The 20,463-nt window shown below is 71.6% G+C and carries 20 protein-coding genes; 11 read left to right on the forward strand and 9 right to left on the reverse strand.

Going from position 1 to position 20,463, the window contains the following annotated elements; translation table 11 throughout:
• Nucleotides 1–120 precede the first annotated feature (120 nt).
• From OG622_RS12740 to OG622_RS12760, 5 genes are all read right to left on the reverse strand, one after another.
• Complete coding sequence (locus tag OG622_RS12740; protein ID WP_371575859.1) at nt 121–1,377, reverse strand: DUF6545 domain-containing protein; 1,257 nt, start codon at nt 1,375–1,377, stop codon at nt 121–123.
• A 291-nt stretch (nt 1,378–1,668) separates the two neighbouring features.
• A complete protein-coding gene (gene msrB / locus OG622_RS12745; RefSeq protein WP_371575861.1) occupies nt 1,669–2,076 on the reverse strand; it encodes a peptide-methionine (R)-S-oxide reductase MsrB in 408 nt (135 codons plus the stop codon).
• Nucleotides 2,077–2,089: 13 nt separating this feature from the next.
• Nucleotides 2,090–3,475 (reverse strand): UDP-N-acetylmuramate--L-alanine ligase, encoded by a 1,386-nt coding sequence (gene murC / locus OG622_RS12750; RefSeq protein ID WP_371575863.1) that lies wholly within the window; start codon nt 3,473–3,475, stop codon nt 2,090–2,092.
• A gap of 186 nt (nt 3,476–3,661) precedes the next feature.
• Nucleotides 3,662–4,117 (reverse strand): indole-3-glycerol phosphate synthase, encoded by a 456-nt coding sequence (locus OG622_RS12755; protein ID WP_371575865.1) that lies wholly within the window; start codon nt 4,115–4,117, stop codon nt 3,662–3,664.
• Nucleotides 4,118–4,238: 121 nt separating this feature from the next.
• Nucleotides 4,239–5,177 (reverse strand): pyrimidine reductase family protein, encoded by a 939-nt coding sequence (locus OG622_RS12760; protein WP_371575866.1) that lies wholly within the window; start codon nt 5,175–5,177, stop codon nt 4,239–4,241.
• Here OG622_RS12760 and zapE point away from each other — a divergent pair.
• The 5 genes from zapE to OG622_RS12785 all read left to right on the forward strand — a co-directional run bounded on the left by zapE (nt 5,176) and on the right by OG622_RS12785 (nt 11,817).
• A complete protein-coding gene (zapE, locus tag OG622_RS12765; protein ID WP_371575868.1) occupies nt 5,176–6,321 on the forward strand; it encodes a cell division protein ZapE in 1,146 nt (381 codons plus the stop codon). The genes OG622_RS12760 and zapE overlap by 2 nt on opposite strands.
• Nucleotides 6,322–6,930: 609 nt before the next feature.
• On the forward strand, nt 6,931–7,509 hold the full coding sequence (locus OG622_RS12770) for a carbonic anhydrase (protein WP_371575870.1): 579 nt from the start codon (nt 6,931–6,933) through the stop codon (nt 7,507–7,509).
• Between the two features lie 83 nt (nt 7,510–7,592).
• A complete protein-coding gene (locus OG622_RS12775) occupies nt 7,593–9,098 on the forward strand; it encodes a SulP family inorganic anion transporter (RefSeq protein ID WP_371584082.1) in 1,506 nt (501 codons plus the stop codon).
• Between the two features lie 409 nt (nt 9,099–9,507).
• On the forward strand, nt 9,508–10,329 hold the full coding sequence (locus OG622_RS12780) for a slipin family protein (protein WP_371575872.1): 822 nt from the start codon (nt 9,508–9,510) through the stop codon (nt 10,327–10,329).
• A 108-nt stretch (nt 10,330–10,437) separates the two neighbouring features.
• On the forward strand, nt 10,438–11,817 hold the full coding sequence (locus tag OG622_RS12785) for an alkaline phosphatase PhoX (protein ID WP_371575873.1): 1,380 nt from the start codon (nt 10,438–10,440) through the stop codon (nt 11,815–11,817).
• Nucleotides 11,818–11,878: 61 nt separating this feature from the next.
• Here the strand turns inward: OG622_RS12785 and OG622_RS12790 are convergent, their stop codons facing one another.
• Nucleotides 11,879–13,438: an Imm1 family immunity protein gene (locus OG622_RS12790; RefSeq protein WP_371575875.1), complete on the reverse strand. Its 1,560-nt coding sequence runs from the start codon at nt 13,436–13,438 to the stop codon at nt 11,879–11,881.
• The gene (locus OG622_RS12795) at nt 13,431–14,564 is read right to left on the reverse strand and encodes a hypothetical protein (RefSeq protein WP_371575877.1); all 1,134 of its coding nucleotides are present in this window, start codon (nt 14,562–14,564) and stop codon (nt 13,431–13,433) included. Before OG622_RS12795 ends, OG622_RS12790 begins: the two co-directional genes overlap by 8 nt.
• 101 nt (nt 14,565–14,665) lie before the next feature.
• Here OG622_RS12795 and OG622_RS12800 point away from each other — a divergent pair, with 101 nt between their 5' ends.
• Genes OG622_RS12800 through OG622_RS12810 form a run of 3 tightly spaced genes read left to right on the forward strand, consistent with a single transcriptional unit; the run spans nt 14,666 to nt 15,985 of the window.
• Nucleotides 14,666–14,923 (forward strand): DUF397 domain-containing protein, encoded by a 258-nt coding sequence (locus tag OG622_RS12800; protein WP_371584083.1) that lies wholly within the window; start codon nt 14,666–14,668, stop codon nt 14,921–14,923.
• Nucleotides 14,920–15,798 carry a polysaccharide deacetylase family protein gene (locus OG622_RS12805; RefSeq protein ID WP_371575879.1) on the forward strand — a complete coding sequence of 293 codons (879 nt, stop codon included), beginning with the start codon at nt 14,920–14,922 and terminating at the stop codon, nt 15,796–15,798. Before OG622_RS12800 ends, OG622_RS12805 begins: the two co-directional genes overlap by 4 nt.
• Nucleotides 15,799–15,832: 34 nt before the next feature.
• Complete coding sequence (locus OG622_RS12810; RefSeq protein ID WP_371575881.1) at nt 15,833–15,985, forward strand: hypothetical protein; 153 nt, start codon at nt 15,833–15,835, stop codon at nt 15,983–15,985.
• A gap of 90 nt (nt 15,986–16,075) precedes the next feature.
• Here the strand turns inward: OG622_RS12810 and OG622_RS12815 are convergent, their stop codons facing one another.
• Nucleotides 16,076–16,747 carry an ABC transporter gene (locus OG622_RS12815; RefSeq protein ID WP_371575883.1) on the reverse strand — a complete coding sequence of 224 codons (672 nt, stop codon included), beginning with the start codon at nt 16,745–16,747 and terminating at the stop codon, nt 16,076–16,078.
• Entirely contained in the window at nt 16,747–17,754 is a 1,008-nt protein-coding gene (locus tag OG622_RS12820) for an ATP-binding cassette domain-containing protein (RefSeq protein ID WP_371575884.1), read from the reverse strand. The genes OG622_RS12815 and OG622_RS12820 overlap by 1 nt, the downstream gene beginning before the upstream one ends.
• 71 nt (nt 17,755–17,825) lie before the next feature.
• Between OG622_RS12820 and OG622_RS12825 the strand changes: the two genes are divergently transcribed.
• From OG622_RS12825 to OG622_RS12835, 3 genes are all read left to right on the forward strand, one after another.
• Nucleotides 17,826–18,584, forward strand: coding sequence for a peptidyl-tRNA hydrolase (locus OG622_RS12825; protein WP_371575886.1), 759 nt, complete (start codon nt 17,826–17,828; stop codon nt 18,582–18,584).
• A gap of 230 nt (nt 18,585–18,814) precedes the next feature.
• The gene (locus OG622_RS12830) at nt 18,815–19,423 is read left to right on the forward strand and encodes a DUF4142 domain-containing protein (protein ID WP_371575888.1); all 609 of its coding nucleotides are present in this window, start codon (nt 18,815–18,817) and stop codon (nt 19,421–19,423) included.
• 121 nt (nt 19,424–19,544) lie between these two features.
• Nucleotides 19,545–20,351, forward strand: a complete 807-nt coding sequence (locus OG622_RS12835) for a DUF4142 domain-containing protein (RefSeq protein ID WP_371575890.1) — start codon at nt 19,545–19,547, stop codon at nt 20,349–20,351.
• Nucleotides 20,352–20,463 lie beyond the last annotated feature (112 nt).

A 20,463-nucleotide genomic window follows, 5' to 3' on the forward strand; every position in this document is an offset into this window, starting at 1 on the left:
ATACCGCGTACCGCGGTAGTCGTCGGCGCGAGCATGACGGGCATGCCGGCCGCCGCGGTCCTGGCCCGGTCCGTCGAACCCTCAAGCCCCACAACCCTCGTACCGGGGCGTCGGCGCCCCTCACCCCACCTGTCCGCTCTTCGTACGCTCCGCGCGCACCGCGCCCTCGACGACACCCGCCCGCACCGCCCGCGACATCCGGATCAGGGACGGCTGGCCGGTGTCCAGACTTCGCTCACCGGCCCCGGGCCCCACGTACCCACCGACGAGTCCCGCGATGGCGGCGAGGGCGACACTGTCCAGAACAGCCGGATCCAGGACGCCCTGATCCAGCCCCCCGACACGGTCGCCCGTGCCCGTCAGCGCGGCGACGGCCACCATGGCCGCGTCCCCGATGGCCTCGGCCTCCCTGGTGCTGGAGCCCAGGGAGAGCGCCTGCCGGTAGGCACGCTCCCGGACCGCCTCGTCGAAGTGGACGGACACGTCCCGCAGGCCGTCCCGGATGGCCGTCGCACGGCTGGTCAGACGTAGGTCGACGTCGCCGAGGGAGCGCCAGGACAGCAGGACGTTGCGCCTGTTCCGGCCGTTGTTCCTGGAGCCGACGAGCCGGAAGAGTGGCCCGAGGCGCAGGAAGGCGAGCAGGCTGTCGATGCGCGGCCCGAGCAGGGGCAGGACATAGCCGACCGAGGTGAGAACGGCGCCGACGGTGACCAGCATCGGAGCCAGCCGGGTACTCAGCGGGTCCCAGTGCTGCCCGCCCCAGCGGCCGGCGACGGCGACCATCTTGACGACGCCGTACGCGCTGGTGCACAGCCATCCGACGGCGAGCACGGCCAGGACCCGTCGCGTCCAGCCGCTGATCTGGAGGGTCCAGCGCCAGCACAGGATCGTGGTGGTGAAGGCCGCCGCCATGTGGGCCACGAGATAGAGGACGATCATCTCGCGGATGAACGGTGTGCCGGCGTAGTAGGTGTCGAAGTCCGCGCGTCGCTCGACGGGCGCGTCCCCGGCGGCGAAGAGCCCGGTCTGCACCACGATGATCACGGTGTAGGCGAGCAGCCACCTGCGGGAGACCCGCCGCAGCTGGGCGGGGTCGTCGGCACCCCGCCAGTGGACGATCAGGACGAGGGACGCGGCGGAGAAGGCGTTCACGGCCCCGTAGGTGACGCACGCGGCGGCGTTGGGCACGCCGACGGCGCGGTTGACGAAGCCGACGGTGGGCGGGGCGCCGAGGGCGAAGCAGAAGCCGGCGAGGAAGATCACGGTGCAGAGCGTGCGCTTCAGCGGATCGCGCCAGTCGTGCCACAGGCCCGGCAGTTGGACCGCGAGGCCGGTCCACACGACGGCGGCCGCCATGAAGTAGACCAGTCCGTTCACGTCAGGCCCACGGACCCTGTCCGGAAGACTTCACGCCGGTGCCCGGCCGGGCACTCGGCCTCTTCGTCTTCCGCTCGATCCCCCGTCAACACCCTTCACACAATAGCCACATGGTCAACCCTGGCAACGGACGGACGGACCGACCGACGGGCGACGAGCGACGGGCGACGGGCGACGGGCGACGAGGTGAAGAGACGTCGACGGAGACCGGCCCGGAACCGGTGCCCCGAACCGGCCCGGGATCAGTGCCCCGAAACCAGCCCGGAATCGAGGCTCCGGGCCCGGCCGATGTCAGCCCTCGTCGGCGGTCAGCGTCAGCGAGATGCTGTTGATGCAGTACCGCTGGTCGGTCGGCGTGGCGTACCCCTCGCCCTCGAAGACGTGCCCGAGGTGCGAGCCGCACCGGGCGCACCGCACCTCGGTGCGCACCATGCCGTGCGACCGGTCGGAGAGCAGTTCCACCGCGTCGCTGTCCTTCGGGTCGAAGAAGGACGGCCAGCCGCAGTGCGACTCGAACTTCGTGCCGGAGGTGAAGAGTTCGGCACCGCAGGCGCGACAGGAGTAGACGCCCTTGGTCTTGGTGTCGGTGTACTCACCGACGAACGCGGGCTCCGTACCGGCCTGTCGCAACACGGCGTACTCGGCCGGTGTCAGCTCCGCACGCCACTGCTCGTCCGGCTTCTCGACGTCGTACGACATGAGCCTCAGCCCCTCAATCAGAAAGACGGTCCAGGATCTTCGGGCCCAGGTCCGTCACGTCACCCGCGCCCATGGTGAGAACGAGATCACCCGGCTTCGCCATTCCCGCGATCGCGTCGGGCACCTCGGCCTTGTCGTGCAGGGCCGTGACGTCCGCGCCCGCGTTCCGCGCCGCGTCGATGATCAGCTCGCTGGTGACCCCCGGGATCGGGTCCTCACGGGCCGGGTAGATGTCGAGGACGACCGACGCGTCCGCCAGCGCCAGGGACTGCCCCATCTCGGTGCCCAGCTCCTGGGTGCGGGAGAACAGGTGCGGCTGGAAGACCACCAGGATCCGCGCGTCCCCGGCCGCGGCCCGCATGGCCTCCAGGTCGGCGGTCATCTCGGTCGGGTGGTGCGCGTAGGAGTCGATCACCTGGACGCCCCCCGCCTCGCCCTTCAGCTGCAGGCGCCGCTTCACCCCGGTGTACGCCGCCAGCGCGGACGCCAGCTCCGCCGCCGGCACCCCGAGAGCGACGCCGGCCGCCAGCGCGGCCACGGCGTTGTGCGCGTAGTGCCGACCGGGCACGGACACCGTGAAGACGAGCTCCTGCCCGTCCAGCACCACCGTGACCTCGCTCTTCAGCCCCTGCGCCACGACCGACAGCACCCGCACGTCGGCGTCCTCGCGCTCGCCGTACGTCACCACGCGCACCTCGGACAGCCGGGAGGTCAGCTCCCGCGCGCCCTCGTGGTCGGCCGAGATCACCAGCGTGCCACCGGGCACGATCCGGCCCGCGAACGTCTCGAAGGACTCGTAGATCTCGTCCATGGAGGCGTAGTTGGCGTGGTGGTCCAGCTCCACGTTGAGGACGATCGCCACCTCGGGCGCGTACTTGTGGAAGCTCCGGTCGCTCTCGTCCGCCTCGGCGACGAAGATCTCCCCGTCGCCGTGCAGCGCGTTCGACCCGGGTACGTCGAGGTCGCCCCCGATGGCGTACGACGGCTTGAGCCCCAGCTCCCCCAGCGACACCGCAAGCATGGACGTCGTCGTGGTCTTGCCGTGCGTCCCGGCCACCGCGATCGGCCGCAGCCCGTCCATCAGCCGGGCGAGCGCGTCCGACCGGTGGACGACGGGGATCCCCAGCTCGGCGGCGCGGGCCAGCTCCGGGTTGTCGGCCCGGATGGCCGACGACACGACGACGGACGTCGCGTCGTCCGCGAGGTGTCCGGCGGCATGGCCGATGTGCACGGTCGCGCCCAGCGCCCGCAGCGCCTCGGCCGTCTCCGACTCCTTGGCATCGCTGCCGGCGACCTCGGCGCCCCGCTGCGCGAGAATCTTCGCGATCCCCGACATCCCGGCCCCACCGATCCCGATGAAGTGCGGTCGCTCCATGGCGCTAGGAAGGCCGGGTGCCATGCGTGTTCTCCCAATGACGTACGAAGCCGATGAACGCCCCCAGCCTATTGCCTGGACAACGGCTCCCCTAAAAACCACCGGCCCGGGACCGCGCCCTGAAGGGGCGCGGGGAACTGCGCGACCAGCCACGACGAGCCGACAGCCGGAGAAGCACAGCACCCCCTGCGGCGCGCCCGCGCCCCTCCCTCAAACCCGACTGTGCGAGAACAACTTCAACACCGGCACCCCCACCTTGTGCCGAGCCCGGGACGCCCAGTCCCGGTGGAAGAACTCCTCCACGTAATGAGGATCGGTCAGCACCAGCACCTCATCCGCACCGACCTCCTCCACCAGCGACTTCAGCGCGTCCAGCGGATGATCCTCGATCAACCGCCCCTCGGCCGAACTCCCCGCCCCCCGCAACGCCTGCAACGAAACCTCAAGAGCCTGCTCCCCGGCATCGAGCGCCAGCTCCCCCTCCGGCGTCTCGCCCTCCCGCGTCGCCTCGTCCAGCTCACCGAGGGCGAGGTCGTCGATGGCCCGCAGCAACCGGTCGGCCTGATTGCCGCGCGGCTGGAGCAGCACATGGAAGGAGGCCCGCTCGTCGCCGTGCAGGGTCGTGACGAACTCCACGTCCGCGGACGTCAGAGCCTTCTCGATCATCAATACGCTCGTGAACGACACCACAGGCGCCCTTCTCCTCGGAGGGCCCCGCGGGCCCTCACTCCTCAGGGTTCTAGTGTGCCCGGCGAAAGCTAAACGGAACGGTAGATTCCGCCCGCTTTCACGTACGACGGTAACGACCGAACAGGAACCCGGTCTCCTCCAGCAGGGACGCCAGCGCGAAGCGCTTGGGCACCGGCACGGAGGGGCCCCCGGCGATCCGCTGGGCGTCCCCCGCCGTGAGCATCGGCGACAGGGTCACACACAGCTCGTCCAGGACGTCGGCTGCGATCAGCTGGCCCAGGAGCCGGGGGCCGCCCTCGGTCAGCAGCCGGGTCAGCCCCAGGTCGGCGAGGGCCCGAACGGCCCGCGCGGGGTCGACACCCATGCCGTCACCGGCGACCACCACCCGGACACCGGCCTTCTCGGCGGTGGCGACCCGGTCGGGGGCCGCGGCGGCACCGGTCAGCAGGATGGTGGGGACCGACGGCGAGCTGAACACCGGCAGCGAGAAGTCCAGATCCAGACTCGCGCTCACCACCGCGATGGCCGGCGCGGGCGTCTGCCCGGCCGCCCGACGCGCCTCCGCGAACGCCTCCCGCGCGCGTGCCGGACGGTATCCCTCCTGGCGTACCGTTTCCGCGCCGACGATCACCACGTCCGCGAGCCCCCGCAGCGTGCCGAAGATCCGCATGTCGGCGTCGCTGGAGATCGGCTGCGAACGCCCGCCGTGCTGGGCGGCGCCGTCGATCGTGGACACCATGTTGGCCCGCAGCCACGGCTCCCGCCCCCCGGGCGCCGGCTCGGGATAGGCGTACACCACGGCCAGCTCACCGAGACTCCACTCCCGGTCCACGAAGTCCGATCCCCCGGCCGACCCCGGCCTCTCGGTCCCACCCGCCGTCTCGGTCCCGCCCGGCGTCTGGACCCCACCCGGCGTCCGGGCCACCGTCGGGCCCTCGCCCCCACCGGGCGTTCGAGCCTCGGTCACCTTCGCACCACCGGTCACTTCGGGTGTCCGGGCCGCTGTCTCTTCGGTCACAGGGAACAGGCGTCGCATGTCGTGCAGTGTGGCACGACCCTTAGACTCGGTAACCGTGTCGTCGTCCTCAGCCACCGTGTCCGGAATCGGCCCGATACCCGAAGCGGCCCCCTCGTCCCTGTGCACCCGCGAGCCACACGTCCCCGCGGACCGGCTCGTCGCCGAGATGGTGCCGCCACCCCGCTTCGACTCGGTCCGCTTCGCCACGTACATCCCGGACCCGAACCAGCCCAGCCAGACCGAGGCCGTCCGCGTCCTGAGCGGCTTCGCGGCGGGTCTCGGCGGGGCACACGCGACCGGCGCCGGCAAGCGCGGCTTCCTCGGCTTCGGCAGGGCGAAGGCCCCCAAGGTGCCCGCCGGACCCCGCGGCGTCTACCTGGACGGCGGCTACGGCGTCGGCAAGACCCACCTCCTCGCCTCCCTCTGGCACGCCACCCCGGCCGAGCCCTCGCTCAAGGCCTTCGGCACCTTCGTCGAGCTGACGAACCTGGTCGGCGCCCTCGGCTTCCAGAAGACGGTCCAGACGCTTTCCGGTCACCGTCTGCTGTGCATCGACGAGTTCGAGCTGGACGACCCGGGCGACACCGTCCTCGTGTCGACCCTGCTCGGCAAGCTCGTCGACGCGGGCGTGGCCCTCGCCGCCACGTCGAACACGCTGCCGGGCAAGCTCGGTGAGGGCCGGTTCGCGTCGGTCGACTTCCTGCGCGAGATCCAGGGCCTGTCGGCCCACTTCCGCCCCCTGCGCATCGACGGCGAGGACTACCGCCACCGCGGTCTGCCCGAAGCCCCCGCGCCGTACTCCGACGAGGAGGTCACCAAGGCGGCGTACGCCACCGAGGGCGCCTCGCTCGACGACTTCCCGCATCTGCTGGACCACCTCGCGCGCGTCCACCCCAGCCGGTACGGCGCGCTCACGGACGACCTGAAGGTGGTCTGCCTGACCGGCGTCCAGCCGATCCCGGACCAGTCCACGGCCCTGCGGCTCGTGGTGCTCGCCGACCGGCTGTACGACCGCGAGGTGCCCGTGCTCGCCTCGGGGCTGCCCTTCGACCGGCTGTTCAGCGAGGAGATGCTGAGCGGCGGCTACCGCAAGAAGTACTTCCGCGCCATCTCCCGCCTCACCGCCCTCGCGCGTGACGCCAGGCGACTCGTGGAGCACTGACACCACGGGCACCGGTCATTGGCCGACCCGGGACAACTCCCCCAGGTCAAGGGACGATTCCGGCCAACCCGCCCTCGCTTTTCAGGCTCTCTTCAGCTCGCAACGTTAAGTTAACCCTGCAAACAACTTTGCAGGGTTAACGTGTTTCTTGACCAGCGGTTGACCATCGGTTGACCAAGTCGAGCAACTGTCGGCGCGTGGGAGACACCGAGAACTGCCAGCGAGGAGGCTCATATTGCGAGGTACGACGACCCGGACCGCCCTGGCGGCCCCAGCCGCCGTCCTGCTCGCCCGCACGTTCTTCGCTCCCACGACATCCTTCGCAGCCGCGCATACGTCTGGTCAGGTCAAGGCCAAGGCCGAGCCCGGAAACACCCTCGCTGCGAAGCCGGTGTGTGACAGAGCCGTCACCTACCGCAGGTGCGCACCCTCACTGGACCCGACCGGTCCGCTCCGCACCCGCGACCGGCATCGCGCAGCAACCCTCACGGCCCACACCCCGGCCGTTCCCCAGGTCTTCCGCCGCACAGCCGCGGAGCCTGTTCCCCCCACACTCTGCCGTGCAAACCCGACGCGCCACCGAGACGCGCCAGGAGGAGTCACCACATCATGCAGCCCCTCATCGACAACGCCCGTACGTTCGGACAGCGCCCTGAGGAGTTCGCCAGGCTGGCCGAAGGCCAGTCCCCCGAGGTCCTGTTCATCACCTGCTCCGACTCGCGGGTCGTCCCGGCCCTGATCACGGGCGCCCGCCCCGGCGAGCTCTTCGAGCTGCGCACCGCCGGCAACATCGTCCCCCCGTACGCCCCTGACCGCCCCACCGGTGAGACGGCCACCATCGAGTACGCCGTGGAGGTCCTCGGCGTCACCGACATCGTGGTCTGCGGACACTCGCACTGCGGCGCCGTCGGCGCCCTGGTGCGCGGCGACGACCTGGACGCCGTACCTGCCGTACGCGACTGGCTGACCCACGCGACTCCGCGCCCGCAAGGGGCGGTCGAGGACCCGACCGTCGCCGACGGTGTGCAGAACCACGTCCTCAGCCAGCTCCTGCGCCTGCGCTCCTACCCGTGCGTGGAGAAGCGCCTCGCCGACGGCCGCCTGCGGCTGCGCGGCTGGTACTACGAGGTCCACACCGGCGCCGTGCGCGAACACCGCGCGGACACGGACCGGTTCGAGACCCTCTGACCGGCGGCCAGGTGTCCGAGATGAACGACAAGACCTCCAGGATTCCCGTGTCCTCCAAGACGTCCCCGTCCTCCAGGATCTCCATGTCCTCCAAGTCCCCCCTCACGTCCAGGTTCCCCCACCTGCGTCAGGACTTCGGCGCCTCGCTCGTCGTGTTCCTGGTCGCCCTGCCGCTGTGCGTGGGCGTCGCCGTCGCCTCCGGAGTTCCGGCCGAACTCGGCCTGGTCACCGGCATCGTGGGCGGTCTCGTCGCCGGTCTGATGCCCGGCAGCAGCCTGCAGGTCTCCGGCCCGGCGGCCGGTCTGACCGTGCTGGTCTTCGAGGCCGTACGCCAGTTCGGGCTGCCCGCTCTCGGGGTGATCGTGCTCGCCGCCGGCCTGCTCCAACTCGCCATGGGCGCGTTCAGGCTGGGCCGCTGGTTCCGGGCCATATCCGTCTCCGTCGTCGAGGGCATGCTCGCCGGCATCGGCCTCGTGATCATCGCGGGCCAGCTCTACGCGGCGGCCGGCCTGAAGGCCCCCGCCTCCGGTATCGACAAGATCGCGGGCCTGCCCGGCGCGTTCGTCGACGCCATGGGCAGCACCGCCGCCCTCGCCTCGCTGGCGATCGGCGCGGGCACCATCGCCGTGCTGGTGCTGTGGAAGCGCCTGCCGAAGAAGGTCCAGCTGGTCCCCGGCGCCCTCGCCGCGGTCCTGCTGGCCACGCTCGCCACCCTGGCCTTCCGCCTCCCGGTGGCGAACGTCGAGGTGAAGGGCCTGCTGGACGCCGTCCAGCCCCCGGGCCTGGACGCCTTCGGCCAACTCGCGGACGTGGCGATCCTCGGCACGATTCTCGCCTTCACCCTGATCGCCTCCGCCGAGAGCCTGTTCAGCGCGGCGGCCGTGGACCGTATGCACGACGGTCCGCGCACCGAGTACGACAAGGAGCTGATGGCCCAGGGCGCCGGCAACACGGTGTGCGGGCTGCTCGGCGCGCTGCCGATGACAGCGGTGATCGTGCGCAGTTCCGCCAATCTCCAGGCCGGTGCGCGGACGAAGGCGTCCCGGGTCCTGCACGGCGTCTGGCTGCTGCTCTTCGCGGCCCTGCTGCCGGGCGCCCTCGCCCTGATCCCGCTCCCCGCCCTGGCCGGCATCCTCGTCCACGCGGGCTGGAAGCTGATCCCGTTCCGCGAGATCGTCTCCATGTGGCGCACCCACCGGGGCGAGGCGCTGATCCTGGTGGCCACGGCGGTGGCGATCGTCGCGGTGAACATGTTCGAGGGCGTACTGATCGGTCTGGCCCTCTCCGTGGCCAAGACCGCCTGGGAGGCCTCGCACATCAAGCTGGAGGTCATCGACAAGGGCGCCGGTCCCGTCCAGGCCTACCTCTCCGGCAACGCCACCTTCCTCCGCCTGCCGAAGATCCTCGACAACCTGGAGTCCCTGCCCCAGGACCGCCCGGTGGAACTCCACCTCACCGGCCTGCACCACCTCGACCACGCCTGCCGCACGGCCCTGGAGAACTGGGCGTCCCGGCACAGCGCGACCGGCACGGAACCGGTACGGATGACGGTCCCGGAACCGGAGAAGGTGCGGTCGGGAACACCCTGACCTGCGGTCCCTGACCTGCACCCCCTTCCCTGCGGCCTCCCTGAGGGCCCCTCCCTGGGGCCCTCCCTGGGGGCCCTCCCTGGGGGTCTCCCTGGGGGTCTCCCTGGGGCCCTCCTCCCCGCCGTCCCAGCCCCTTGCCCTGACGTGGGCAATCGTGCCGCTGGGGCGGTGGGGGCACCTCCCGCTCGAGCGAAGCCGAGAGTGGGGGAGGGTGGGGGAAGGTGGGCGCAGCGGCACCCTGTCAGCGCCGGCAAGCTCCTCCCACGCCCGCCCAGCCCCGGCACCGGGCGCCCACCCACCCCCGCTCAGCTCGGCTCGGCGCCGCATTCTCCCCACGGCAGTCGACCGACCCCCCACCCTCGACATATCGTGGTATTCCCATGAATACGGGACGACCGAGGGGGTCGTCATGCTCGAAGAGCTACTCATCGCCGCCGCAGCGGTCGGCTCCGCAGCCGCCGTCTACGTCGCGGCCGCGGCCCGGGTCGTCAAACAGTACGAACGGGGCGTGGTCTTCCGCCTGGGCCGCCTGCGCGGTGAGCCCAGAACTCCCGGCTTCACCATGGTCGTCCCCGGCATCGACCACATCCGCAAGGTCAACATGCAGATCGTGACGATGCCCGTCCCGGCCCAGGAGGGCATCACCCGCGACAACGTCACCGTACGTGTCGACGCGGTCGTCTACTTCAAGGTCGTCGACGCGTCCAGCGCGGTCATCCAGGTCGAGGACTACCGCTTCGCCGTCTCCCAGATGGCCCAGACCTCCCTGCGCTCGATCATCGGCAAGAGCGACCTCGACGACCTCCTCTCCAACCGCGAGAAGCTCAACCAGGGTCTGGAGCTGATGATCGACAGCCCGGCCGTGGAGTGGGGTGTCACCATCGACCGTGTGGAGATCAAGGACGTGTCCCTCCCCGACACCATGAAGCGCTCCATGGCCCGCCAGGCCGAGGCCGACCGCGAACGCCGGGCCCGCATCATCAACGCGGACGCGGAGTTGCAGGCCTCCAGGGTCCTGGCCGAGGCGGCGAAGGAGATGGCCGACACCCCCTCCGCCCTCCAACTCCGCCTGCTGCAGACGGTGGTGGCTGTCGCCGCGGAGAAGAACTCCACTCTCGTACTCCCCTTCCCGGTGGAGCTGCTCCGCTTCCTGGAACGAGCCCAGGCAGGCCCCCCGCAGCCTCAGCCGCCTCCCCCGCCCCCGCCGTCCCGGCCCCCTCCGACCGAGTGACACGCGGACGACTCCTCCGCCTCCTGATACGCGCGTGGTTCACGTGGCCGGAACCGCGTGATACACACAGGCGGGTCACATCCTGTCCGCCAACAGGAAGGTAGTCCCATGTCAGTGACCCGCCGTCAGGCCCTCGCCCGCTCCGGCGCCTTGGGCGCAGGCATCGCGTTCACCGGAGCCCTCTCCGAACTCTTCGCGGGCTCGGCAGCCGCGCAGAGTGACCTCGGCCACTCCGGGTACGGCCCCCTGATCCCCGACCCGAACGGCCTGCTCGACCTGCCGAAAGGTTTCCGCTATCAGGTCCTGTCCCGCGAGGGCGACCCCCTCCGCTCCGGCGAGGGCCTGGTCCCCAGCAACCACGACGGCATGTCCGCCTTCCCTGGCAGACACGGCGGTGCTCGCGCCGTACACCTCGTCCGCAACCACGAGAACCGCCACAACGGCCGTATCCCGGTCCCCACGATCGAGGGCCTCACCTATGACCCGATGGGCAAGGGCGGCTGTACGTCCCTGACCCTCGACGCCCGCGGCAAGGTCCTCTCGGAACGCGTCGCCATCGCCGGCACCGCGGTCAACTGCGCGGGTGGCCCCACCCCTTGGGGCACCTGGCTGACCTGTGAGGAGACCGAGGACAGGGCCGGCACGAACGGCTACACCAAGGACCACGGCTTCATCTTCGAGGTCGACGCGGCCGACCCGCGCCGCTCGGGGGCCGTGCCCCTGACGGCGATGGGCCGTTTCCAGCACGAGGCCGTCGCCGTCGACCCGAAGCGCGGAGTGGTCTACGAGACGGAGGACGCCTTCGAGCGCCCCTTCGGCCTCTTCTACCGCTTCCTCCCCAACAGGCCGAAGGGCGGCCTCGGTTCACTCCGCGCGGGCGGTCGCCTACAGGCGATGCGCGTCCCGGGCGTCCCCGACCTCTCCCCCGTCCAGGACCCCGGAGCCTGCTTCGAGGGGATCGAATGGGTGGACGTCCCCGACCCCCTGGCCACCCAAACGGCCATCCGTTACCAGGACTTCGGCCCCAAGGGCATCACCCACGCGCAGAAACTGGAAGGCTGCTACTGGGGCGGCCGATGCGTCTACTTCGTCTCCTCCTTCGCCCGCAGCGTTGACGGCTCGGCCGCCGACCACTACGGCCAGATCTGGCGCTACGACCCCGACCACCGCACCCTCACCCTGGTGATCGCCTTCGGCCCCGACACCGACCTCCAACTCCCCGGCGAATCCCCCGACAACATCTGCCTCGCCCCCTCCGGCGGCCTCATGGTCTGCGAGGACGGCAGCGGCACCCAGCACGTCTACGGCGTGACCCGCCACGGCACCGTCTACGCCATGGCCCGCAACGCCCAGAACATCGGCACCCCGACCGACCCGGAATGGGGCGAGTTCGCAGGCGTCACCTTCGCCCCCGACGGGCAGACGATGTACGTCAACTGCTACGCCCCGGGCACGACGTTCGCGGTGACGGGGCCGTGGCGCCGATGACGACCACCTGACCTGCGCCCGGCACCCCACGACAGGGCATGGAGAGACTCCGCCGGGACTCTCAGGCTCGGCGGCTCCATCGCACGCAGGTCGGGCGGGCGCCGGTGTGCAGGAATTCCCGGATGACGGTCGCGGCGCGGGAGGCCGGAAGGCCCGAGCCGGGTGGGTAGCGGGTGTCCCACCAGTGGGGGGAGTGAGGTGGGGAGGCCGGGTCGCCGACGGTCCACCATGCGCGGTGGCCGGGGTCGGAGAAGCCGAAGTAGGTGAAGCCATGGGCCACGGCCGCGCGGAGGCTGTGGCCGGCCGACTGCCGGGTCGGGGCGTCCGCGTCGATCAGGAGGACCTCGTCGTCACCTTCTCCCAGCACCGCGAGGAGGTCGGCGACGTCCGCCTCGGTCTCCACGAGGTGGGTGTGGAAGGGGTACGGAAGGGGGTGGTGTTCGCCCTTGTGGTACCCGTGGTGCCAGATCGCCTCCAGTGCCCGCGGTTGTGGGGGCCTCGACCCGGCCGCGGCGTCGAGGCGGGCGCGCACCCGGGGGTCGGCACACAGGGTGGCCAGGCCGGGTTCGGCGCGTGCCGTGGCCTCCAGGGAAGGGCGCACGACGAGGGCGGCGAGCAGCCAGTCCACCGCCTCCTCGTACCGGTCGACGCCCTGGGTGGCACGGACTTGGGCCATCGCGTAGAAGTCCGCCGCCAGATCCGCCGGGGTGTGGTCGCGGCGGACGGCCCGTCCGCCGGCGGTCACGGTGGCCAGCCACTGCCGTACGGCCTCCGACCGGTTGCCGTGCAGCGTCTCCAGTACGGCGAGCAGTTCCAGACCGCGGGCACAGTCCGTCTGCCGCCACAGCGGCTCGTAGGCGCGGGCGCCGTCCAGCGCCTCCCCGGGGGAGATCGCGCTCAGTGCCTCCGTGAGACGGGCCCGTACGTCCGCGAGGACCATCGGCCGTAGGGTCCGCAGCGGGTGGTCGTCGTCCTGGCCTGATCCGTCGAGTGCGGTCAGGCAGCGTCGCAGGCTGTCCAGGGCCTGGGGCCAGGCACCGCGTCGCAGGAGTGCCGCGCCGTGGGCGTGCAGCGTCTCCCATCGCTGCGGGGCGAGCCTCGTCAGTGTCTCGACCTCGCTGTCGAGCCAATAGAAGACGCTCTCGGCCACGCGCTGCTTCCCGTACGACTCGTTGACGACCAGCCTATGGGTGTAACCGTCGCCCTGGCGCTCCAGGTGTCCCAGCACGCCGTGCGGGAACTCCCGCTCGGTCACCGTCAGCACACCGTCCCTTATGCGCCAGTCGTGGCCATGGCTGTCGAAGTCCAGTGACGTGACGAACCAGGCGTCCTCCAGATGCGGTGCCACCTCCGCCATGAACTCCTGGACGGACTCGGTGTAATAGGTGCGGGCATGCCCGGGGAGGGCGAGGTACCACCTGTCGTGAGTCGGCGGGAGTTCGTACTCCTGGCCGCCGCGCGTGCGCAACCGGCGTGTCGAGAGGGTGAGTTGGAGGGGGAACGGCCGGGCCGCCGCGAACGCCTCCGCGACGGGCCCCTCCTGGGACTCGTTCACGGCCAGCACCACACCGGCCGTGGAACGGAACGGCCACGCCTGGACCGCCTCGAAGTCCTCAGCCACGTCGCATCGCCGACGCCCGCGCCTCGATCAGCACATCACCGAAACCGCTCATGAGCGCCCAGGACAGATCCGGCGGACGCGGCCAACCGTCGCCCGGGGCGGCGAGCAGGCCGGGATCGAGGGCCAGGCCCGCCCGCAGCAGGGCGCGGGCCGTGTCGGCCTCGTCGAGATCGACCAGTGCCCGCGCGGCCTCGACGAACGTCAACCCGCTGAAGCCGTCCGGCATCAGCAGCGCCTCCGCCTCCGCCGGCCGCCCTGCCCTCGCCAGCGCGACGGCCAGCGCACGCCGATGCTCGGCCCGGGCCTGCGCGAGGCCGGCCCCACCCGGGCCGGTCCCGTCGGCATCGGTTCCCCTGGCATCGGTCTCGCAGGCGAGTCGCAACGCCTCCAGCGCCTTGCGTCCCTCCCCCGCGTGCTCCCACACCCGGCCCAGGACGGCATACGCGTCCGCCCGCACCCGCGCGGGCACGCCGCCGTCCGCGTAAGCCGTCTCCTCGGCGTACGGCACCGCCTCCTCCGGACGGCCGAGCAGCAACAGCAGCCGGGCGGCCAGGACCCGGGCCTCGTGCGCGGCCGAGCCGGACGACACCTCCGGCGCCACCGCGAGTGCCGCACGTGCCTGGTCCAGCACGCCCTCCCGGACCGGACGCTCTCCCCGTACACAGGCTCGCGGTTCGTGCAGGAGCAGCGACCACGCCGCGTCCGGCGGGCACTGGCTCACCAGCACCTCCGTCCACGGCCGTCCGTCGAGTTCGGTCACCCGGCACTCGCCGTCCTCGACACGCACCGCGTAGTGGTCCCGGACCAGGAAACCGGTGGGCTCGACATGCGGGGCCAGCGCGCGGCAGGCATCGAGGAACTCCCCCTGACTCGACCACGCCAGCGTCACCGGGTACGGCCCCAGGTCGCCCACGTACACCTCGGCCCCGGGCCGCCGCCCACCGGTCACGGGCACGGTCTCGCGCGAGTCCGGCGCGTCCAGGCGATACCTGCGGCGCGCCAACAGCCCCTGCACCGCGAAGTCGTGCCGCATCGCGTCGCCCGACCCCTCGGCCGGGTGCCGCACCAGGAACACGACGACATGGCCGACGCCGACCACGGGGGACCACTGCAGGAATCGCGCCACACGCCGACTGTAGAAGACGACGCGTGTCTACGGACCGCGGCCGTACACACGTGTTCGAAGGACAGTACGCGTAACCCTTCGTGACGCTGGGCGAGTTGATCGTGGCCTGCGACACCGCGCTCGCCCGGCGAGAGTCGACGTACAGCAGCGCCCAGGGCGACGACTGCGTACAAGTCGCCACCCTCCCCTCCGCCATCCACGTCCGCGACTCCCAGCACCCCGTCGGCCCGGAGCTGCCCTCGCCCCCACCGCCTGAACTCCCTCCGTCACCCAGGCGGGTGACTTCGTGCCGGACTCCCTGTAGTCCGGCAGCCGAACCGACTGTCCGCCGACCCCACCGCCGTACTTTCGTGCGGTGATCAGTCCTGTACGAAGAATCACCGCGCTCTGCGTACTCGGCGTACTCGGCGCCTCGCTCACCGCCTGTGGCACACCGCACGCCTCGACGCGCATCGTGAACGCCACCGCCAGTCCCTCGGCCGTGTCGTCGTCCCGGCCGCCCACGCTCGCGCCGGGCCCGGCCGGGCTGACCCCGGTGTTCAAGCACGGTTTGCGGACCCGCACCGACAAGACCGTCGCGCTCACCTTCGACGCGGACATGACCGCGGATCAGGGGGAGCGGGCCGCCGCGGGCGAGCGGTTCGACAATCCGGAGCTGATCGCCGCGCTGCGGCAACTGGAGGTTCCGGCCACGGTGTTCATGACGGGTCGATGGGTCGAGGAGTATCCGATCCAGGCGCGGTCCATCGGGCGGGACCCCCAGTTCGAGGTGGCGAACCACTCGTACAGCCATCACGCCTTCACCAAGAACTGCTACGGCCTGCCGACCATGGAGCCGGGGCGCATGCGGGCGGATCTGGAGCGGGCCTACCGGGTGTTCCGTGCGGCGGGGGTGACGGATCCGATGCCGTATTTCCGCTTCCCCGGCGGCTGCTACGACAGCCGTGCGCTGCGGCAGCTCAGCGCGTCCGGCGTGACCGCCGTGCAGTGGGACGTGGTGAGCGGGGACGCGTTCGCGACGGACGCGGACGACGTGGTGCGAGAGGTGCTGGACGGGGTGCGGCCCGGATCCATCGTGGTCATGCACTGCACGCGGAGTGCCGCGCCGGTGACGGAGAGAGCCGTACGGAAGATCGTGCCGACGCTTCGGGCGCGCGGGTTCCGGTTCGTGAAGGTGTCGGAGCTGGTCGGGGCCACGGCGACGACGGCAGCGACGGCAGCGACCGTGTCCTGAGCCGGTCCCCGGCCGGTCGCTCTACGCTGGACTTATGAGCGACTACTGCGGCACCGGACAGACGCCCGCGGCCCAGGTACCCGCCCGGGCCACGACCGACGGCCCGCCCTTCGCCGAGTGCGTCCTGTGCCGGAAGCCCACCGAGTATCCGGAGTCCCGGAAGGGGATCACCCTGTGCCCGGTGTGATGGGGGTCCCCCCCGGTTCGAGCGAAGTCGAGAATTGGGGGAGGCGGGAGGCCGAGCGGACCGCCTGCTCCGGCTGACGCGCGGGCCCGTTCAGGCCGCGCGGCGGGTCGTCAGGGCGCAGGCCACGGCCGTGGCGGCCGCCGTGAGGAGCCCGGCCGCGATCAGGGGCAGGACGGGGACCGGGATCGTCGCGTGCTGCGAGCCGTCGACCAGGGCCGTGACCGCGATCCGGGCCGGGGACCCGGCCACCACCAGGGCCAGCAGCGCGCCGAGGAGCAGGGTGGGAACGGCTCGGCCCGGCGAGCGCAGCAGCGGCCAGTTCGTGAGCGCGCCGACCGCCGTTCCGAGGAGGGCGCAGACGAGCACGGCCAGGAAGCCCGCGCCGCCCGCCGGGAGTGACTCCACGCGCGTCTGGTGGTCCGTGCTCGTGGGGGCGCTGATGATCGTGACGAGAACCGTGGCCACCGTGCCGAGGAGCACGGCCGCCGAGAACGCGACCAGGACGCAGGCCAGGTGCGCCCGGCCCGGTCCGGCCGCCGCGCCCGTACAACTGCGGGCGGCGGGCGGCTCGTTGGTGACGCAGATCCGCGTCAGCCAGGCGGACACGGGCAGCAGCGCGGCGGCCGTGTAGCCGAGGGAGTCGAGCACCGGCTGCCCGCTCTGCACACCGATGCCGAGGAACGCCGCGTACAGGATGACGGGCGGCAGCCAGCGCTGGGAGCGCACGAGGAGGGCGGCCTGGTAGCGGAGCAGGGCGGTCATCAGGAGCTCTCCACTTCCATTTCCGGTGCCATTTCCGGTGCCATTTCCACTTCCTTGCGCCGTTTTTGTGCCGGTGCCGGTGCCGGTGCCGGTTCAGCCGGGGCTTCGGGTTCCGGCGAGTCGGCCGGAGCGCGAGCCGGACCCACGCTCACCACGTGCCAGGGCGGGCGAGCCTCCAGCAACGCCCTGAGCAGGGCGTCCGAGCCGGCCTGCGGCACGGTGAACCGGTGCGCCCCGGAGGCCGTCTCCTCGACGGCCGTCACCAGTTTCCGTACCCCGTCCGGGACTTGGGCACCCGACGGTCCCCGCCCCTCCACGACGACAGAGACGGAGACGGCCGGCCGGCGGTCACCCACCTCCGCCGGCGAAGTCCCCTTCCCACCAAGGAGGTCGAGGGAGCCCCCGACCACCGCGTACGTCGCGTCCGGCGCCCCCGCCAGCCGCCTCGGGTCATGGTCGACGAACACCGCCGCGGCCCCGGCGGCGGTCCGCTCGACCACCACGCGCTCCAGCTCGTCGCGGGCGTCGGCGTCCAGACCGGTCCACGCCTCGTCGAGGACGAGCAACTCCGGTCCGGCGAGCAGGGCTTGGGCCACGGCGACCTTCTGGCTGCTGCCCTTGGAGAGTTCCCCCATGGGCGTACGGGCGTACTCGGCGGCCCCGAAGCGCTCCAGCCACTCGGCGGCCGCGCGGGCGGCGGCCGGGCGGTCCAGGCCGTGGACGGCGCCGAGATGCGTGAGGTACTCGGCGGCGGTGAACGGCAGTGCGGCGGGGAAGCGTTCGGGGACGTACGCCGTGCGCGGGCGCCCCGTCGCCCGGCCCTCCGTGGGGGCGTCGAGCCCGGCGAGGACGCGGAGCAGCGTCGACTTGCCGGTGCCGTTCGCGCCCTCGACCCGGATCAGCGCGCCGGGGGCGATCTCCAGGTCGACGCCGCGCAGCACCCAGGCGCCCCGGAACCCGTAGCGGCGGCCGACACCCTCCAGCCTCAGCAGTAACTCACGTTCCATGCCCCCATCCTCGTACAAGCGGGCGAGTACGTGTCCCGGGTAACGCGTCTTCCGCCTGGCAGACTGGGCGGGTGACCACGAACGACCTGACCCCCACCCCGGCCCCGGCCCCTGCTCCCGCTCCCGCTCCCGCCCAGGACAGCCCCTTCCGGGACGAGCGGACCGCGCGTGACGAGGCCCCGCAGTTCGTACTGCCCCTGGTCGCGCGCATCGAGCGGGACGCTCCCCCGGCGCGTACGGACGCGCTGGAGACGGCGGCGCGGGCGGTGTTGGTGATGCTGAGCGACACGCGGTCGCTGGGCGACGGAGAATGGGCCGAGGCGATGCGGAGCTGGCAGGACGCCCGGATCAGGAAGGTGGTCCGGCGGGCGCGCGGCGCGGAGTGGCGGCGGGCCGAGGCGCTGCCGGGGATCACTGTGGCGGGCAAGTCGGCCGAGGTGCGCGTCTTCCCGCCGGTCCCCCTCGACGGCTGGCCCAAGGATCTGGCCCGCCTCCAGGTCTCCGGCACGGACCTCGACGACCCGGAACCGCCGGCCGATCCCGACCCCGCCGCTCCCGTCCTCTGGCTGAACCCCGAGGTCGACATGTCGGCGGGCAAGGCGATGGCCCAGGCGGGTCACGGCGCCCAGCTCGCCTGGTGGGACCTCGACGACGCGGCCCGCGCCGCCTGGCGGGACGCGGGCTTCCCGCTCGCCGTCCGCACGGCCGCCCCCGCCCACTGGCAGGCCCTCACCACCGCCGGCCTCCCCCTCGTCCGAGACGCGGGCTTCACCGAGGTCGCCCCGGGCTCCTGCACGGTGGTCGCCGACCATCGGGCGCTGCGCGGCTGAGCCCCCGGTCACCCGAAGGCGCGGCGGGCCGACAACCGGCGCCCGCCCGAACTCATCGACCGCCGTCCGCCCGAGTCGCGTTGAATCGTGTCCGCCTGACCCTCCGCCCGAACTGGATCTGCTCAGCCGCTTCAAAGCCCGTTGAACAACTCCGCCGCCCCACACGTACTCCCCGGTACTGGCCAAGTAACTGTTCCAACGACCAGTTGGCATCATCCGGGAGGATTACTTTGCGGCGTCTCAACGGCTCGCTCATCGCCAGCCTTGCCCTCGTCGTCACCGTCGGCGCGCTGGCGTTCCCCGTATGGTCCTACGCCGACCGCTCGGGCACCGCTCAGGCCAACATGGCCGCCGGCTCGGTGAACACCCAGTGGGGGCCGCTGACGGCCTCCGACCGGGATCTGATCATGCGTGTGCGGCTGGCTGGGCTCTGGGAGCTGCCCGCCGCCGAGAAGGCGATGGCGCGGTCGAAGAGCCCTCAGGTGAAGGAGGCGGCCGACCACCTGATCGTGGGCCACAAGGACCTCGACGAGCGGGTGCGGGCCGTGGCCTCCCAGCTGGGCATGGAGCTGCCGAACGTGCCGAACGAGCAGCAGCAGGGCTTCCTCCAGCAGATGGACAACGCGACGGACGACCAGTTCGACCGGGTGTGGGCCAACCTGCTGCGCTCCGCCCACGGCAAGATCTTCCCGGCCATCGGGACGATCCGGAACCAGACCGAGAACACCCTGGTGCGCCAGCTGGCCTCGGACACCAACCAGACCGTGCTCGACCACATCACGTTCCTGGAGAAGACCGGCCAGGTCGACTTCGACGCGATCGCCAACGGCACGATCTGACGCGACCCCGGCTCCGCCGCCGAACGGCGGCCACGGACCAGGCACACACCGCGGTCACCATCCGCGTCCCCAAGCAACAGTCAGACCCCAACGATCAGTTGGTTTCCTCCCGGAGGCTCTTTTGCGACGCTCCAAGGGCTCAGTCCTCGTCGCCCTGGCGATCGCCGGCACGCTCACCGCGGTCGCCTATCCCATCTTCTACTCGTACCCCAACCGCAACGCGACAGCCGCGGCCGCGCTCACCGGTGACACCGTGACCACGCAGTGGGGGCCGCTCACCCCCGGCGACCGCGACCTGCTCATCCGCGTGCGGCTGGCGGGTCTGTGGGAGCTGCCGGCCGGGCAGCAGGCCCTGGAGCGCAGCGGCAGCAAGGCCATCAGGGAAGCCGCCGACCACCTGATCGTGGGCCACACCGACCTCGACAAGCGGTCACGGGTCATCGCGGCGAAGCTGGGCGTCGAGCTGCCGAACCAGCCGACGGCGGAGCAGCAGGGGTTCCTGGACCAGATGACCGCCGCCAAGAGCGAGGCCGACTACAACAAGGTCTGGGCGAACCTGTTGCGGACCGCCCACGGCAAGATCTTCCCGGCGATCGCCTCCGTACGGAACTCCACCCGCAACACGCTGATCCGTCAGTTGGCCTCCGACGCCAACCAGACCGTGCTGGACCACATCACGATCCTGGAGGCCACCGGCGAGGTCGACTTCGCGACCATCGCCAACAACTCGGTCAGCGGTACCGCCAGCCCGTCCGGCCCGCCGCCGCCCGCCCCCGGTCAGGTGCCGCCCGCCGCGCCCCCCGCGGTGCCGTCCACCAACCCGGACGTGCAGTCGAAGCCGTCGCCCTTCCCGTCCAACCAGGTCCCCACCGGCCGTCCGGACCCGGAGGAGATCAACAAGGACCAGGGCGAGCCGGCGGTCCAGTAGAAAGCTCAAATGTTGCTCTGAAGGTCCCCTCCACGGGGTTCGGACCCTCATCCCGGGGCCATGACTCCGTCACGCCGGAACACGGGTCCGCGTAGGGAGACGTGGCGCGACG

Source organism: Streptomyces sp. NBC_01314 (genome assembly GCF_041435215.1).
Lineage (GTDB): Bacteria > Actinomycetota > Actinomycetes > Streptomycetales > Streptomycetaceae > Streptomyces.